Raw genomic sequence first — 15,132 nt, 5'->3', positions numbered from 1 at the left:
CCTCATGGTCTTCGCGCTGGTCGCGCTGACGGCCGCGGTCTCCGCGTCAGGGATCGCCTACTGGCTCAACCGGGAGGCGGTGCTCACCCGCACCCAGGACGCCGCCCTCGGCGACTTCCGGCAGGAGATGCAGAACCGTGCCGCCGCCCTGCCCGCCGAACCGACGGCGGAGGAGCTGCAGCGCACCGCAGAGCTGATGGCGGGCAGCAGCCCCGGGTACAGCGTGCTGCTGGTGCAGGCGGGCAAGGACGACCGCCTGCTCTTCGGCGCGGCCGGGCCCGACTCCTTCGGGCTGGCCGACGTACCGCAGTCCCTGCAGAAGGCGGTGAACGACCGTCAGAAGACGACCGCGGCGAACGACTCCGAGTACCACATGTACTGGCAGCGCACGAAGCCGCGCGGCAACCCGTACCTGGTCGGCGGGACGCGGATCGTGGGCGGCGGGCTGACCGGATACATGTACAAGTCGCTCGCGCAGGAGCGGGACGACCTGAACGCGCTCGCCTGGTCGCTGACGATCGCGACCGGCCTCGCGCTGCTCGGCTCCGCGCTGCTGGCGCAGGCCGCGGCCCGTACCGTGCTCAAGCCCGTGCAGCGGCTCGGGGACGCGGCGCGGCGGCTCGGCGAAGGCGAGCTGGACCACCGGCTGGAGGTGTCGGGCACGGACGAACTCGCCGACCTGTCGCACACCTTCAACAAGACGGCCGAGGCGCTGGAGAAGAAAGTCGCCGACATGAGCGCGCGCGAGGAGTCGAGCCGGCGCTTCGTCGCGGACATGTCGCACGAACTGCGGACGCCGCTGACCGCGCTGACGGCGGTGGCCGAGGTGCTGGAGGAAGAGGTCGACGACCTCGATCCGATGATCGCACCGGCGGTGGCGCTGGTCGTCAGCGAGACGCGGCGACTGAACGACCTGGTGGAGAACCTGATGGAGGTCACCCGCTTCGACGCGGGAACGGCCCGGCTGGTGCTGGACGACGTGAACGTCGCCGACCAGGTCACGTCCTGCATCGACGCGCGCGCCTGGCTCGACGCCGTCGAACTCGACGCCGAGCGGGACATCGTGGCCCGGCTCGACCCGCGCCGCCTCGACGTCATCCTCGCCAACCTCATCGGCAACGCGCTCAAGCACGGCGGCTCGCCGGTGCGGGTGTCGGTGACCGTGGACGGGGAGTGGCTGGTGATCGCGGTCCAGGACAACGGGCCGGGCATCCCCGAGGAGGTCCTGCCGCACGTCTTCGACCGGTTCTACAAGGCGAGCGCGTCGCGGCCGAAGTCCGACGGGAGCGGGCTGGGCCTGTCGATCGCCATGGAGAACGCGCACATCCACGGAGGCGACATCACCGCCGCCAACGGGCCGGGCGGCGGGGCGCTGTTCACGCTGCGGCTGCCGGTGGACGTGGGGAGGGTGATCGCGGGTGACGTGGATGCGTAGGGCTCTGCCGGTGGTGCCGGCGGTGGTGGTCCCGATCGTCGCGATCACGCTGCTCGCCACGTCGGGCTGCGGGATCAGGGCGACGACCGTGCCGGTGGACGTGGGCGCGGCGCCGTCGCGGGTGTCGTGCGACACCCCGGAGAAGCCGGGCACGCAGAACGGCGTGCAGGGCTTCCGGGCCACGCTGGAACTGGTCTGCGGATCGGAGCTGGTGGGCGTGGAGCGAGTGGTTCCGGTGCCCGAGAAGAAGCTCGTACGGGACCCCGTGGCCCTGGTTGCGCAGGCACTGCTCGAGGCGCTGGAGCGGACGCCGACCACGGAGGAGCGGGACGCCGGCTTCACGACCGGGGTGCCGGCCGGGCTGACGGCGGGCTCGCCGCGGGCCGGTGACCCGGCGGGCACGGTGCGGCTCAGCCGCAAGCCGGAGGACCTGCCGCCGGTGGCGCTGTCGCAGATCGTGTGCACGCTTGCCGGCAGCGAGGCGGTGTCGGCGGGGCCGGGGCCGGTGGTCCTGGGCGGGCCGGACGAGGATCCGCCGCGGGCGTGGGAGTGCACTGACGCTGTGCGCGCGCGGCCGGAGTCGGTGCCGACCCTGGGCGAAATCGTCCGCCCGACGTCCTCCTGACGCTCCGCTGCCGGGGCGCTGCCCCAGACCCCGCGCCTCAATCGCCGGCGGGGCTGAAAGATCGCCTCAAACGCCGGCGGGGCTGGATTTGCGCAGCCTCGGCTGCACATATCCAGCCCCTCCGGCGTTTGAGGCGCGTCCGGGCGGAGCCCGGGGGACGGCCCCGCAGGGGCCCGGATACGGCGACGGCCCCCTGGGCCGGACGGGGCTCAGGGGGCCGACGGGTGCGGGGGGCGCGTCGAAAAATCAGATGCCGGCCGCGGCCGCGAGGTCCTTCTTGATCGCGTCCAGGATCTCCTGGCCGCGCGCGCGGGCCGGGACGAGGTCGGAGGCCTCGGGAACCGGGACCACCACCTCCAGGTAGCACTTCAGCTTCGGCTCCGTGCCCGACGGGCGGACGATCACCCGGGCCTTGTAGTCGCCGTCCAGGTAGTAGCGCAGGCCGTCCGTCGGCGGCAGCGCGGCCGAGCCGACCGCGAGGTCCTCCGCCGAGACGACCCGCAGGCCCGCCAGCGACACCGGCGGCTCCGCCCGCAGCGCGGCCATCGCCGAGGCGATCACCGACAGGTCGGAGACGCGGACCGACAGCTGGTCCGTGGCGTGCAGGCCGTGGGCCATCGCCAGGTCGTCCAGCAGGTCGGTCAGGGTGCGGCCCTGCTCCTTGAGCACCGAGGCCAGCTCGGCCACCAGCAGGGCGGCGGTGACGCCGTCCTTGTCGCGGACGCCCTCGGGGTCCACGCAGTAGCCGAGCGCCTCCTCGTAGCCGTAGCGCAGGCCCTCGACGCGGGAGATCCACTTGAAGCCGGTGAGGGTCTCCTCGTAGCCGACGCCCGCCGCCTCCGCGATCCGGCCCAGGAGGCTGGAGGAGACGATGGACTCCGCGAAGACGCCCTGCGCGCCCTTGGCCACCAGGTGCTCCGCGAGCAGCGCGCCGACCTCGTCGCCGCGCAGCATCCGCCAGCCGGAGGGGGACGCGTCGTCCGGGACGGCCACCGCGCAGCGGTCGGCGTCCGGGTCGTTCGCGATCACGATGTCCGGGTTGACCTCGGCGGCCTTCACGAAGGCCAGGTCCATCGCGCCCGGCTCCTCCGGGTTGGGGAAGGCGACCGTCGGGAAGGCGGGGTCCGGCTCGGCCTGCTCGGCGACCAGGACCGGGGCCGGGAAGCCGGCCCGGGCGAAGGCCGCCATGACGACGTCCTTCCCGACGCCGTGCATGGCCGTGTAGACGGTCCGCACGCCCCGGGGGGACCCGGGAGTCAGGACGGCGTCCGTACGGGCCAGGTAGGCCTCCAGGACCTCGTCGCCGAGGTCCTCCCAGCCGGACTCCGGACGGGGGACCGAGGCGAGCGTGTCGACCCGGGCGATCTCCGCCGCGATCTCCCCGTCGGCCGGGGAGACGATCTGCGAGCCGTCGCCGAGGTAGACCTTGTAGCCGTTGTCCCGGGGAGGGTTGTGGCTCGCGGTCACCTCGACGCCGGCGACGGCACCCAGGTGCCTTATGGCGTACGCGAGGACGGGCGTCGGCAGCGGGCGGGGCAGGACGGCCGCGCGCAGTCCGGCGCCGGTCATGACGGCCGCGGTGTCGCGGGCGAAGTCCGCCGACTTGTAGCGGGCGTCGTAGCCGACGACGACCAGGCCGCCGGCGTGGCCCTGGGCCTTCAGGTAGGCCGCGAGGCCTGCCGCGGCCCGGATGACCACGCTGCGGTTCATCCGCATCGGGCCCGCACCGATCTCACCGCGCAGTCCGGCGGTGCCGAACTGCAGGGTGCCGGAGAAACGGTCCGCGAGTTCCGCGGTGTCGCCCGCCTCGACGAGCGCGGCGAGCTCGGCCGCCGTCTCGGGGTCGGGGTCCTCCGCCAGCCAGGCCTGGGCCCGGGTGATCAGGTCGTCCTGTTCCTGCACTGCTTCCGCCTTACCTCTCGTACGTCGATCAGATGCGGGCGAGGACCTGCGTCAGCAGCGTGCCCATGCGGGCGGCCGAGTCGCGGCCGGCCTGGAGGACCTCTTCGTGGTTCAGCGGCTCGCCGGACAGGCCCGCCGCCAGGTTGGTGACCAGGGAGATCCCGAGCACGTCGGCGCCGGCCTCACGGGCCGCGATGGCCTCCAGCACGGTGGACATGCCGACCAGGTCGGCGCCCATGACGCGGATCATGTTGATCTCGGCCGGGGTCTCGTAGTGCGGGCCGGGGAACTGGACGTAGACGCCCTCTTCCAGGCTCGGGTCGATCTCCTTGCACATCGCGCGCAGCGTGGGCGAGTACAGGTTCGTCAGGTCCACGAAGTTGGCGCCGACGATCGGCGAGGTGGCCGTCAGGTTGAGGTGGTCGCTGATCAGCACGGGCTGGCCGGGCTTCATGCCCTCGCGCAGGCCGCCACAGCCGTTGGTGAGGACCACGGTCTTGCAGCCGGCGGCGACGGCGGTGCGCACGCCGTGGGCGACGGCGGCGACGCCGCGGCCCTCGTAGTAGTGGGTCCGGCCGAGGAAGAGCAGCGCACGCTTGTCGCCGATCTTGTACGAGCGGATCTTGCCGCCGTGGCCCTCGACTGCGGGCGGCGGGAAGCCGGGCAGCTCGGTGACGGGGAACTCGAACTCGGGGGCGCCGAGCGCCTCCGCGGCGGGGGCCCAGCCGGAGCCCATGACGAGCGCGACATCGTGGGATTCGACGCCGGTCAGCTCGCGCAGGCGGGCGGCTGCGGCGTCGGCGGCGGCAAAGGGGTCGGTAACAGATGCGTTCACGCGGACGAGCGTAACCTCTTCCGGCCTACGCGCGTAGATGGCACAGCTCACGGTGTTCGGATCGTTGCCTTGTCGTTTCCGACCAAATGTCCCGGGCGGTGCGGGACGGGCCTGCGGGACGGGTGCGGCGCCGTGGCCGGGTCCGGCCCGGGACCCCGCGCCTGAGAGGCCGGCGCGGGTGGATCGGGCTCAGCAGGGGCGCTTGCGGAGTTCCATCACGTAGTCGTGCGGGGCGCCCGCGGACTCGGCGGCGTCGGCGAGCTCGCCCAGATAGCGGGCCGAGGGCAGGCCGCCCTCGTAGCCGTTCAGGACGTAGCACCAGGCGGCCTCTTCGCCGTCCAGGGTGTGGACCCGGATCCGCATGCGGCGGTAGATGTCGAGGCCGACGCCCTCCCAGCGGTCCATCGAGTCCTCGTCCAGCGGCGCGATGTCGTACAGGGCGACGAAGACCTGGTGGCGCGGCGCTTCCACGATGGTGGCGAGGGCGCCCTCCCAGCCCATCTGCTCGCCGCCGAAGGTCAGCCGCCAGTCGTTGATCCAGCCCGTTCCGCGCAGCGGCGAATGGGGGGCGCGGCGCGTCATCAGCCGCGGGTCGAGGTTGCCGGCGTACGCGGCGTAGAGCGACATGAGGTCGAGGGTACGGGAGGGGTGGCCGTCGCCGCGTGCCCGGCGGCCGTAACCCGGAAGGAGTCCCGTCGCGGGACCGGGCGCGAAGCACCTTGAAGCGTGCGGGACAATGGGGCACGGAATGCATCCCCCGGGGAGACCCCCCGGAACACGGCCGGGGCGGCAGCCGGCCGGGTAGACGTGAGGCGGACTTTTCGTGACCCGGATCGTGATCATCGGCGGCGGACCCGGCGGCTATGAGGCAGCGCTGGTAGGGGCCCAGCTCGGCGCGGAGGTGACCGTCGTGGACTGCGACGGTCTGGGCGGGGCCTCGGTCCTGACCGACTGCGTGCCGTCCAAGACCCTGATCGCGACCGCAGAGGTGATGACGACCTTCGACTCCTCGTACGAGGAGCTCGGCATCGTCGTCGCGGACGACACCCCGCACATCGAGCAGGCCGCGCGCGTCGTCGGCGTGGACCTCGGCAAGGTGAACCGGCGAGTCAAGCGCCTCGCACTCGCCCAGTCGCATGACATCACCGCCTCCGTCACCCGGGCCGGCGCCCGCGTGGTGCGCGGCCGCGGCAAGCTCGGCGGGCCGCAGGGCATCGACGGGACCCGGGACGTCATCGTCACCGCCGCCGACGGATCCGAGACGATCCTGACCGCGGACGCCGTGCTGATCGCCACAGGCGGCACCCCGCGCGAGATCCCGGACGCGATGCCCGACGGCGAGCGGATCCTGAACTGGACCCAGGTCTACGACCTCGACGAGCTCCCGGAGGAGCTGATCGTGGTCGGTTCCGGCGTCACCGGCGCCGAGTTCGCGGGTGCGTACCAGGCCCTCGGCTCCCGGGTGACCCTCGTGTCCTCCCGCGACCGCGTGCTGCCGGGCGAGGACCCCGACGCGGCCGCCGTGCTGGAGGACGTCTTCCGGCGCCGCGGCATGAACGTCGTCGGCCGCTCCCGCGCGGAGTCCGCCAAACGGGTGGGCGACCGGGTCGAGGTCACCCTCTCCGACGGGCGCGTCCTGACCGGAACGCACTGCCTGATGGCGGTCGGCGCGATCCCGAACACCAGGAACATGAACCTGGAGGAGTCCGGCGTCCGGCTCAAGGACTCCGGGCACATCTGGACCGACAAGGTGTCGAGGACCTCGGCGCCCGGCGTGTACGCCGCCGGTGACGTCACGGGCGTGTTCGCGCTCGCGTCGGTCGCGGCGATGCAGGGACGCATCGCGATGTACCACTTCCTCGGCGACGCGGTGGCCCCGCTGAACCTGAAGACGGTGTCCTCGAACGTCTTCACCGACCCCGAGATCGCCACCGTCGGCTACACCCAGGCGGACGTGGACGCCGGCAAGATCGACGCCCGCGTGGTGAAGCTCCCGCTGCTGCGCAACCCGCGCGCGAAGATGCAGGGCATCCGGGACGGCTTCGTGAAGATGTTCTGCCGCCCGGGCACCGGCATCGTCGTCGGCGGCGTGGTCGTCTCCCCGCGCGCGAGCGAGCTCATCCACCCCATCTCGATCGCCGTGGACAACAACCTGACGGTCGAGCAGATCGCAAACGCGTTCACCGTGTACCCCTCCCTGTCGGGCTCGATCGCCGAGGTGGCGCGCCAGCTGCACACGCGCAAGGCCGGCGAGGAAGGCTGAGTTCCGCTAACCGCCGCACTTCGTAAGGGGTTTGGGGCGGGGCGCTGTTCCGTGGGGAGACGTTCACCCAAGTCTCGTCCTGCGTATACCACTAGTCGCCCCGCCTTATGGACAACTTCGGTATTCCGGCGCAAAGAGCTGAAAGCAGACGGTCGTTGGGGTTACTGTCAGTTTCGTGTTCGCTGCAGAACGTCGCCAATTGATCCTCGAAATGGTGCGGGCCAACGGAGCGGTATCGCTCCGGGAGCTCGCCCGCGTCGTCCAGACCTCCGAAGTGACCGTACGGCGGGACGTGCGGGCACTGGAGGCAGAAGGACTCCTCGACCGCCGACACGGCGGTGCGGTCTTGCCGGGCGGTTTCACGCGGGAGTCCGGCTTTCCGCAAAAGTCCCATCTCGCGACGGCGGAGAAGACCGCCATTGCCGATGTCGCGGCCGGCCTCGTGGAAGAGGGCGAGGCCGTGGTCGTCGGCGCGGGCACCACGACGCAGGAGCTGGCCCGTCGGCTCGCCCGCGTGCCCGGACTGACCGTCGTCACCAACTCGCTGCTCGTCGCCCAGGCCCTGGCCCATGCGAACCGGGTGGAAGTGGTGATGACCGGCGGCACCCTGCGCGGGTCCAACTACGCCCTCGTGGGAAGCGGAGCCGAGCAGTCCCTCCAGGGGCTGCGGGTGTCCCGGGCCTTCCTGTCGGGGAGCGGTCTGACCGCCGAGCGCGGGCTGTCCACGTCCAACATGCTCTCCGCGAGCGTGGACCGGGCGCTGGTGCAGGCGGCGGCGGAGGTGGTGGTGCTGGCCGACCACACGAAGCTCGGCACCGACACCATGTTCCAGACCGTGCCGACCGACGTGATGACGCGGCTGGTGACGGACGAGCCGCCGCCGCACGACGACCGGGCGGCCACGGAGCTGCAGGCGCTGGCGGACCAGGGCGTGCAGATCACGGTGGCCGGCGGTGCGGTGGCCTCCGGCGGGGACGGCATGGTGGGGCGGCGGCCGCGCCGTGAGTCGCCGTTGCCGGTGCAGAGGCGGGGTGGGCCGACGGCCCAGTTGCGCAGTGCGCCCGGCGGGATGCTGGAGCAGCAGGCGGAGCGGGCGCGGGTCGCGGACATGCGGCGGCGCTAGCCCTGCGGGCCGGCCGCGGGGGCGCTGCCCCCGGCCCCCCGCGCCTCAAACGCCGGCGGGGCTGAAAGAGCGCCTCAGACGCCGGCGCGGCTGAAAGAACGGGGCTCCGCCCCGGACCCCGCGCCTCAAACGCCGGCGGGGCTGGATGAGGCCCGGCGGGGCTGGATGGGGCCCGGCGGGGCTGGATTGGTGTGGCTTGGCTGGGTGGTCCGGCCCGTTGGAATTGCGAAGGCCCCGACCGGTTCGTGAACCGGGCGGGGCCTTCGCATGTCCGAGGACGTCAGTCCTTGATCTCGCAGATGGCGGCGCCCGAGGTGACCGAGGCGCCTACTTCGGCGGCGAGGCCGACGACCGTGCCGGAGCGGTGCGCGTTGAGCGGCTGCTCCATCTTCATGGCCTCCAGGACCACGACCAGGTCGCCCTCGTTGACCTGCTGGCCCTCCTCGACCGCGACCTTGACGATCGTGCCCTGCATCGGGGACGCGAGGGTGTCGCCGGAGGCGGCCGGGCCGGTCTTCTTGGCCGCGCGGCGCTTCGGCTTGGCGCCGCCCGCGGCGGCCGTGCGGGCCAGGGTCATGCCCAGGGACGACGGCAGCGAGACCTCCAGGCGCTTGCCGCCGACCTCGACGACCACCGTCTCGCGGCCCGGCTCGTCCTCGGTGTCCTCGGCGGCGGGAGCCGCGAAGGCCGGGATGTCGTTGACGAACTCGGTCTCGATCCAGCGGGTGAAGATCGTGAAGGGGCTGCCGTCGGTCGGGGCGAACGCCGGGTCGGCGACGACCGCGCGGTGGAAGGGGATGGCCGTGGCCATGCCCTCGATCTCGAACTCGGCGAGCGCGCGGGCGGCCCGCTGGAGGGCCTGCTCGCGGGTGGCGCCGGTGACGATCAGCTTGGCCAGCAGGGAGTCCCAGGCCGGGCCGATGACCGAGCCGGACTCGACGCCCGCGTCCAGGCGGACGCCGGGGCCGGTCGGCGCGGAGAACTTGGTGACGGTGCCGGGCGCGGGCAGGAAGCCGCGGCCCGGGTCCTCGCCGTTGATGCGGAACTCGATCGAGTGACCGCGCAGGACCGGGTCGCCGTAGCCGAGCTCCTCGCCGTCGGCGATGCGGAACATCTCGCGGACCAGGTCGATGCCGGCGACCTCTTCGGTGACCGGGTGCTCGACCTGGAGGCGGGTGTTGACCTCGAGGAAGGAGATGAGGCCGTCGGCGGCGACGAGGAACTCGACGGTGCCGGCGCCGACGTAGCCGGCTTCCTTCAGGATGGCCTTGGAGGCGGCGTACAGCTCCGCGTTCTGAGCGTCGCTCAGGAACGGCGCCGGGGCCTCCTCCACGAGCTTCTGGTGGCGGCGCTGGAGCGAGCAGTCACGGGTCGACACGACGACGACGTTGCCGTGGGAGTCGGCCAGGCACTGGGTCTCGACGTGGCGGGGCTTGTCGAGGTAGCGCTCGACGAAGCACTCGCCGCGGCCGAAGGCGGCGACGGCCTCGCGGACGGCGGAGTCGTAGAGCTCCGGCACCTCTTCGAGGGTGCGGGCGACCTTCAGGCCGCGACCGCCACCGCCGAAGGCGGCCTTGATCGCGATCGGCAGGCCGTGCTCCTTGGCGAAGGCGACGACCTCGTCGGCCCCGGAGACCGGGTCCGCCGTACCGGCGACCAGCGGGGCACCGGCGCGCTGGGCGATGTGGCGGGCGGCCACCTTGTCGCCGAGGTCGCGGATGGCCTGCGGCGGCGGACCGATCCAGGTCAGGCCGGCGTCGATCACGGCCTGGGCGAATTCGGCGTTCTCGGAGAGGAAGCCGTATCCGGGATGGATGGCGTCCGCACCGGAGTCGGCTGCCGCCTGCAGGACCTTGGAGATGTCCAGGTAGCTGGCGGCCGGGGTGTCACCGCCCAACGCGAAAGCTTCGTCTGCCGCGCGGACGTGCAGAGCGTCCCGGTCCGGATCGGCGTAGACGGCTACGCTCGCGATCCCGGCGTCCCGGCAGGCCCGAGCAACGCGGACAGCGATTTCGCCACGGTTGGCGATGAGCACCTTGCGCACGATGGCTCCCTCCTTGAAACAAGCTGAGTTTAGGGACAGCCCACACGGCCTTTCGACCCTTCCCCGGTGGTGACCTTGCCCACACAGAGTGTGATGCGAGGCCCGCTCTACCGGAGAACCCTTGTGGCGCCCCAGGTCAGGGGGATCCCCGACTGCACAGTAACCCCGTCATGTATCCAAGGTCTCTGTCCCCCCGGTCAGCGGCCCCGGGTGATTCTTTGTCGAGTCCCTACGAACGGCCCACATTTTCTTTGCCGGGGTGCGAGGAGTTGTCCCCTTGTTTACTGATTGGCAGCACCGCCGTCCCACGGGGCGAACACGGGACAACACCGTACCCACAGCGTTGCGGCCCGCGACGGCCCAGGCGGGCGGCGAGGGCGCCGGGCGTGTCGTGCGGACGGGTCCGTCGAACCGGGGTGGACGGATCCCTTGCCCACCGCCCTACCCGTTAGTAGCCTCCAGGCGTCGAACAGGCTTGTGACGCGTGGGGGGTGGGGACGTCGTGCTGCGAAGACTCGTGGCCGGACTGGCCGCGATCGTGCTTGTCGCGGAGGCGGCCGTACTCGTGCTCGTGCACATCGTGCTGGGCACGACCACGGCGAACCAGTCGATGTCCATCGCGGGCAGCGATCCGGATGTCATGTCCAAGGCGACTTACGGCATGGGGGTGGGCATGGGCGCCTTCCTCGTGCTGTGCGCCGTGTTCGCCGCCATCGTCGCGCTCGGTGACCGGCCCCCGGGCCGCTTCGCCCGCATCGTGTTCGTCTCGGCCGCCGTCACCCACGGAGTGCTCGGCGTCCTCGCCGTCGTCCTGGTCGGCTGGCCCGCCTTCGCGGCGACGACGCTGATCCTGTGCCTCCTGGTCCTGATCCTGACGCTCTACGCTGCCCAGGACGATGGCGGCAGCGACGGCGGCGGGGACGCGCCGCAGCCCCCGGCGCCGCCGATCGGGGAGCTCAAGCCCACAGGTCCGTGATGGACACGTCCAGTTCGCCGAGCAGGGAGCGCAGCAGCGGCAGGGACAGCCCGATCACGTTGCCGTGATCCCCGTCGATGCCGTCGATGAACGGCGCCGACAGCCCGTCCAGGGTGAACGCCCCCGCCACGTGCAGCGGCTCGCCGCTCGCCACGTACGCCGCGACCTCCGCGTCCGACGGCTCGCCGAAGCGGACCGTCGTGGACGCCGTGGCCGACACCTGGCGGCCGTCCCTCGTGTCGATGACGCAGTGCCCGGTGCGCAGCACCCCGGCCCGTCCGCGCATCGCCTTCCAGCGCGCGATGGCCTCCTCGGCGTCCGCGGGCTTGCCCAGCGCCTCGCCGTCCAGGTCCAGCACCGAGTCGCAGCCGATCACCAGGGCGCCGACGGCCTCGTCCAGGCCCGCCACGACGGCCGCCTTCGCCTCGGCCAGCGCCAGGGCCAGGGCGGCCGGGTCGTCGTGGTTCAGGGTGTCCTCGTCGAAGCCGCTGACGATCACGTGCGGGGCGAGCCCGGCCTGCCGCAGCAGGTTCAGCCGGGCGGGGGAGGCGGAGGCGAGGACGAGCGCCCGCGTGTGCGAGGGCTGAGGCGTGGCAGTCATGGTGGCCATCGTAGGGGCGGCGCGGGACCCCTCGGGAGACGGTCCGCGAACGGCCCGGCGGGGCCCCGGGCGCGCCCGGGTGGCTAGAAGTGGCCCACGCCGAGGACGTACACCACCACGAGCATGGCGAGGGCGAGCACCACGGTCAGCCGCCGGATCATCGCCTGCGCGTCGCGCATGTCCTTGGGCGGCTCGTTCTTCGGGTCGGACCAGAGCATGGTCCGATCCTGTCCCCGGGGACGGGTGCGGCGCCTGAGTACGGGTACTCAGGCGCCACCGTCCGTTCCCGCCATCTTTGGCGGGGGCTTCCCCACGGCCCGGGGGCCGGGGGGGCGGCTTAACCCGGCCAGTACGTACGGCCCCACGCCCGCGGGCCCGGCTGCGGCAGCCGCCGCCGTGCCACCCGGGCCGGCGTCGACCACTCGTCCGTGACCGGCGGGGCGCCCGACGGTGCCGAGGCCAGCACCGCCGCGCGCGCTTGGACCACCGCCAGTGCGGCGGCCAGCTCCTCCGGGGTCGGGTTGCCCTTGACGACCTTGATCACCACAGAGACCTCCTGGAGGGCTAGAGGGGGATGTTGCCGTGCTTCTTCGGCGGCAGGGACTCCCGCTTGGTGCGCAGCTGCCGCAGCCCCTTCACCACGTGCGCCCGCGTCTCGGACGGCATGGTCACCGCGTCGATGTAACCGCGCTCGGCGGCCGTGTACGGGTTCAGCAGCGCGTCCTCGTACTCGGCGATGAGCCGGGCCCGTGTCTCCTCCACCTCCTCCGGAGCGGCCTCCGCGATGGTGCGCCGGTGCAGGATGTTCACCGCGCCCTGCGCGCCCATGACGGCGATCTGCGCGGTCGGCCAGGCCAGGTTCAGGTCCGCACCGAGGTGCTTGGAGCCCATGACGTCGTACGCGCCGCCGAAGGCCTTGCGGGTGATGACGGTGATCAGGGGAACGGTGGCCTCGGCGTACGCGTAGATCAGCTTCGCGCCGCGCCTGATGATTCCGTTGTACTCCTGGTCCGTGCCCGGCAGGAAGCCCGGCACGTCCACGAAGGTCAGCACCGGGATGTTGAAGGCGTCGCAGGTCCGGACGAACCGCGCCGCCTTCTCGGAGGCGTTGATGTCCAGACAGCCGGCGAACTGCATCGGCTGGTTGGCGACGATGCCCACCGGGTGGCCCTCGACCCGGCCGAAACCGGTGAGGATGTTCGGCGCGAAGAGCGACTGCGTCTCCAGGAACTCCGCGTCGTCCAGGACGTGCTCGATCACGGTGTGCATGTCGTACGGCTGGTTCGCGCTGTCGGGGATCAGCACGTCGAGCTCGCGGTCGGCGTCGGAGACCTCGGTGTCCGCCTCCTCCGGGAAGGCCGGCGGCTCGGAGAGGTTGTTCGACGGCAGGTACGCGAGGAGCGACTTCACGTACTCGATGGCGTCCTTCTCGTCGCCCGCCATGTGGTGCGCGACGCCGGACGTGCTGTTGTGCGTGCGCGCCCCGCCCAGCTCCTCGAAGCCGACGTCCTCGCCGGTGACCGTCTTGATGACGTCGGGGCCGGTGATGAACATGTGCGAGGTCTGGTCGACCATGACCGTGAAGTCGGTGATGGCCGGGGAGTACACGGCGCCGCCCGCGCAGGGCCCGACGATCAGGCTGATCTGCGGGATCACGCCCGAGGCGTGGACGTTGCGGCGGAAGATCTCGCCGTACATGCCCAGCGCGCTGACGCCCTCCTGGATGCGGGCGCCACCGGAGTCGTTGATGCCGACGAGCGGGCAGCCGGTCTTCAGCGCGAAGTCCATGACCTTCATGATCTTCTGGCCGTAGGTCTCGCCGAGGGCCCCGCCGAACACGGTGAAGTCCTGCGAGAACACGGCCACCGGGCGGCCGTCCACCGTGCCGTAGCCGGTGACGACGCCGTCGCCGTAGGGGCGGGTCTTCTCCAGCCCGAAGCTGGTGGAGCGGTGCCGGGCGAACTCGTCCAGCTCGACGAAGGAACCCTCGTCCAGCAGCAGGGCTACCCGCTCACGCGCCGTCAGCTTGCCCTTGGCGTGCTGCTTCTCCACGGCGCGCGCGGACCCGGCGTGGGTGGCCTCGTCGATGCGGCGCTGCAGATCCGCGATCTTGCCCGCGGTGGTGTGCATGTCGATCGGCTCTGACGGATGTGACATCGGGGTCGCGGCTCCCTGCGTGGTGTCAACTGCCTGGTCAATTGATTGACTACTGCTGGCTACTGGTGCGTAGCGTATCGGTGGGCATGGCGCTCGGCAGTGCGGCGTTTGACACACCTAACCTGGCTTGCATGACGCCATCAGATGCCTCAGCAGGTGCCTCCGCCGGTCGCTGGTCGAGCCTGGACCGTCCGCCCCTCAACGCCGCCGCGCTCCAGCGGGCCCTCGTCACCGGTGACGGGCTGTGGACCTCCCTGGAGGTGGTCGCCTCGACCGGGTCCACCAACACCGACCTCGCCGCCCGGGCGCCGCAGCTGCCCGAGGGGGCCGTGCTCGTCGCCGAGGAGCAGAGCGCCGGGCGCGGCCGGCTCGACCGGAGCTGGGTCGCGCCGGCCCGGTCCGGGCTGTTCTTCTCCGTCCTGCTCAAGCCGGGCGACGCGGTGCCGCAGGAGCGGTGGGGGTGGCTGACCCTGCTGGCCGGGGTGGCCACCGCGACCGGGCTCTCCCGGGCGGCGGGCGTGGACACCGCCCTCAAGTGGCCCAACGACCTGCTGGTCAGTGTGGACGGGGAGGAGCGCAAGACCGGCGGCATCCTCGCCGAGCGGGTCGAGGACGGCGTGGTCATCGGGATCGGGCTCAACGTCACGCTGACCGAGGACGAGCTGCCGGTGCCGGCCGCGGGATCCCTGGTGCTGGCCAAGGCCGCCGTGACCGACCGCGAGCGCCTGCTGAAGGCCGTACTGCGCTCCCTGGAGGAGTGGTACGGGAACTGGCGCGCGTCGGGCGGCGACCCCGCGGCCAGCGGTCTCCAGGAGACCTACGCGGCGGGCTGCGCCACCCTCGGCCGGCACGTCCGCGCGGAGCTCCCGGGCGGGCGCACCCTCACCGGAACGGCCGAAGCGGTCGACGCCGATGGCCGCCTGGTCATCCGTACGGCCGAAGGGCAGCACGAGGCCGTGGGCGCCGGGGACGTGGTCCACCTGCGTTCCGTGCACTGACGCGGCACTGACACGGAACCGGGGCGGTGCGGGCGCCGCGTGCGGCGCCCGTCGCGCGGCCCCGCCCCGGAGCCCGGTCCCCGGCCCGCGGGCGGGTCGGGAAGTGGGGAGGGGGAGTGAGCTACGGCACACCTGCCGTATGGTTTAGGCGATCCCGGTGCTCGTGGTGATCA

14 protein-coding genes are annotated in these 15,132 nt (G+C 72.2%); 6 read left to right on the top strand and 8 right to left on the bottom strand.

Annotation, left to right across the window (positions count from 1 at the left end; all coding sequences use genetic code 11):
* Positions 1 to 4 precede the first annotated feature (4 nt).
* On the top strand, positions 5 to 1,435 hold the full coding sequence (locus OG534_RS13710) for a sensor histidine kinase (RefSeq protein WP_326593594.1): 1,431 nt from the start codon (positions 5 to 7) through the stop codon (positions 1,433 to 1,435).
* A complete protein-coding gene (locus OG534_RS13705; protein ID WP_326588371.1) occupies positions 1,428 to 2,060 on the top strand; it encodes a hypothetical protein in 633 nt (210 codons plus the stop codon). Before OG534_RS13710 ends, OG534_RS13705 begins: the two co-directional genes overlap by 8 nt.
* A gap of 246 nt (positions 2,061 to 2,306) precedes the next feature.
* Here OG534_RS13705 and OG534_RS13700 read toward each other — a convergent pair whose 3' ends face one another.
* The 3 genes from OG534_RS13700 to OG534_RS13690 form a co-directional block, all read right to left on the bottom strand.
* A complete protein-coding gene (locus tag OG534_RS13700; RefSeq protein WP_326588370.1) occupies positions 2,307 to 3,962 on the bottom strand; it encodes a phospho-sugar mutase in 1,656 nt (551 codons plus the stop codon).
* 28 nt (positions 3,963 to 3,990) lie between these two features.
* Positions 3,991 to 4,797 (bottom strand): purine-nucleoside phosphorylase, encoded by an 807-nt coding sequence (locus tag OG534_RS13695; RefSeq protein WP_326588369.1) that lies wholly within the window; start codon positions 4,795 to 4,797, stop codon positions 3,991 to 3,993.
* A 189-nt stretch (positions 4,798 to 4,986) separates the two neighbouring features.
* Positions 4,987 to 5,424: a gamma-glutamylcyclotransferase gene (locus OG534_RS13690; protein ID WP_030290800.1), complete on the bottom strand. Its 438-nt coding sequence runs from the start codon at positions 5,422 to 5,424 to the stop codon at positions 4,987 to 4,989.
* Between the two features lie 196 nt (positions 5,425 to 5,620).
* Between OG534_RS13690 and OG534_RS13685 the strand changes: the two genes are divergently transcribed.
* Together OG534_RS13685 and OG534_RS13680 are read left to right on the top strand one after the other, a co-directional pair.
* On the top strand, positions 5,621 to 7,060 hold the full coding sequence (locus OG534_RS13685; RefSeq protein WP_326588368.1) for an NAD(P)H-quinone dehydrogenase: 1,440 nt from the start codon (positions 5,621 to 5,623) through the stop codon (positions 7,058 to 7,060).
* Positions 7,061 to 7,235: 175 nt separating this feature from the next.
* Positions 7,236 to 8,183 carry a DeoR/GlpR family DNA-binding transcription regulator gene (locus OG534_RS13680; RefSeq protein ID WP_326588367.1) on the top strand — a complete coding sequence of 316 codons (948 nt, stop codon included), beginning with the start codon at positions 7,236 to 7,238 and terminating at the stop codon, positions 8,181 to 8,183.
* Positions 8,184 to 8,463: 280 nt separating this feature from the next.
* Here the strand turns inward: OG534_RS13680 and OG534_RS13675 are convergent, their stop codons facing one another.
* On the bottom strand, positions 8,464 to 10,227 hold the full coding sequence (locus OG534_RS13675; RefSeq protein WP_326588366.1) for an acetyl/propionyl/methylcrotonyl-CoA carboxylase subunit alpha: 1,764 nt from the start codon (positions 10,225 to 10,227) through the stop codon (positions 8,464 to 8,466).
* Positions 10,228 to 10,729: 502 nt separating this feature from the next.
* Here OG534_RS13675 and OG534_RS13670 point away from each other — a divergent pair.
* The gene (locus tag OG534_RS13670; RefSeq protein ID WP_326588365.1) at positions 10,730 to 11,203 is read left to right on the top strand and encodes a hypothetical protein; all 474 of its coding nucleotides are present in this window, start codon (positions 10,730 to 10,732) and stop codon (positions 11,201 to 11,203) included.
* On the opposite strand, the gene OG534_RS13665 is transcribed toward OG534_RS13670, so the two are convergent.
* From OG534_RS13665 to OG534_RS13650, 4 genes are all read right to left on the bottom strand, one after another.
* The gene (locus OG534_RS13665; protein ID WP_442807083.1) at positions 11,184 to 11,813 is read right to left on the bottom strand and encodes a nucleoside triphosphate pyrophosphatase; all 630 of its coding nucleotides are present in this window, start codon (positions 11,811 to 11,813) and stop codon (positions 11,184 to 11,186) included. The two genes, OG534_RS13670 and OG534_RS13665, sit on opposite strands and share 20 nt — an antisense overlap.
* Before the next feature lie 74 nt (positions 11,814 to 11,887).
* Positions 11,888 to 12,022: a morphogenic membrane protein MmpB gene (gene mmpB / locus OG534_RS13660; RefSeq protein ID WP_266353118.1), complete on the bottom strand. Its 135-nt coding sequence runs from the start codon at positions 12,020 to 12,022 to the stop codon at positions 11,888 to 11,890.
* Positions 12,023 to 12,141: 119 nt separating this feature from the next.
* The gene (locus tag OG534_RS13655; RefSeq protein ID WP_326588363.1) at positions 12,142 to 12,351 is read right to left on the bottom strand and encodes an acyl-CoA carboxylase epsilon subunit; all 210 of its coding nucleotides are present in this window, start codon (positions 12,349 to 12,351) and stop codon (positions 12,142 to 12,144) included.
* A 17-nt stretch (positions 12,352 to 12,368) separates the two neighbouring features.
* Positions 12,369 to 13,961 (bottom strand): acyl-CoA carboxylase subunit beta, encoded by a 1,593-nt coding sequence (locus OG534_RS13650; RefSeq protein ID WP_326588362.1) that lies wholly within the window; start codon positions 13,959 to 13,961, stop codon positions 12,369 to 12,371.
* 131 nt (positions 13,962 to 14,092) lie between these two features.
* Here OG534_RS13650 and OG534_RS13645 point away from each other — a divergent pair, with 131 nt between their 5' ends.
* Positions 14,093 to 14,959, top strand: coding sequence for a biotin--[acetyl-CoA-carboxylase] ligase (locus OG534_RS13645; RefSeq protein WP_326588361.1), 867 nt, complete (start codon positions 14,093 to 14,095; stop codon positions 14,957 to 14,959).
* The last annotated feature ends 173 nt before the right edge of the window (positions 14,960 to 15,132 follow it).

The sequence above is a fragment of the Streptomyces sp. NBC_01294 genome, assembly GCF_035917235.1.
Taxonomy (GTDB): Bacteria; Actinomycetota; Actinomycetes; order Streptomycetales; family Streptomycetaceae; genus Streptomyces; species Streptomyces caledonius.
The sequence above is the reverse complement of the archived record's forward strand: the minus strand, read 5'-3'. Positions and strand labels throughout refer to the sequence as shown.

What these genes read in the sequence shown, in the direction of transcription:
- OG534_RS13710 (WP_326593594.1), top strand. Translation starts at nt 5, where the DNA reads ATGGTCTTCGCGCTGGTCGCGCTGACGGCCGCGGTCTCCGCGTCAGGG.
- OG534_RS13705 (WP_326588371.1), top strand. Translation starts at nt 1,428, where the DNA reads ATGCGTAGGGCTCTGCCGGTGGTGCCGGCGGTGGTGGTCCCGATCGTC.
- OG534_RS13690 (WP_030290800.1), bottom strand. Translation starts at nt 5,424, where the DNA reads ATGTCGCTCTACGCCGCGTACGCCGGCAACCTCGACCCGCGGCTGATG.
- OG534_RS13665 (WP_442807083.1), bottom strand. Translation starts at nt 11,813, where the DNA reads ATGGCCACCATGACTGCCACGCCTCAGCCCTCGCACACGCGGGCGCTC.
- mmpB (WP_266353118.1), bottom strand. Translation starts at nt 12,022, where the DNA reads ATGCTCTGGTCCGACCCGAAGAACGAGCCGCCCAAGGACATGCGCGAC.
- OG534_RS13650 (WP_326588362.1), bottom strand. Translation starts at nt 13,961, where the DNA reads ATGTCACATCCGTCAGAGCCGATCGACATGCACACCACCGCGGGCAAG.
- OG534_RS13645 (WP_326588361.1), top strand. Translation starts at nt 14,093, where the DNA reads ATGACGCCATCAGATGCCTCAGCAGGTGCCTCCGCCGGTCGCTGGTCG.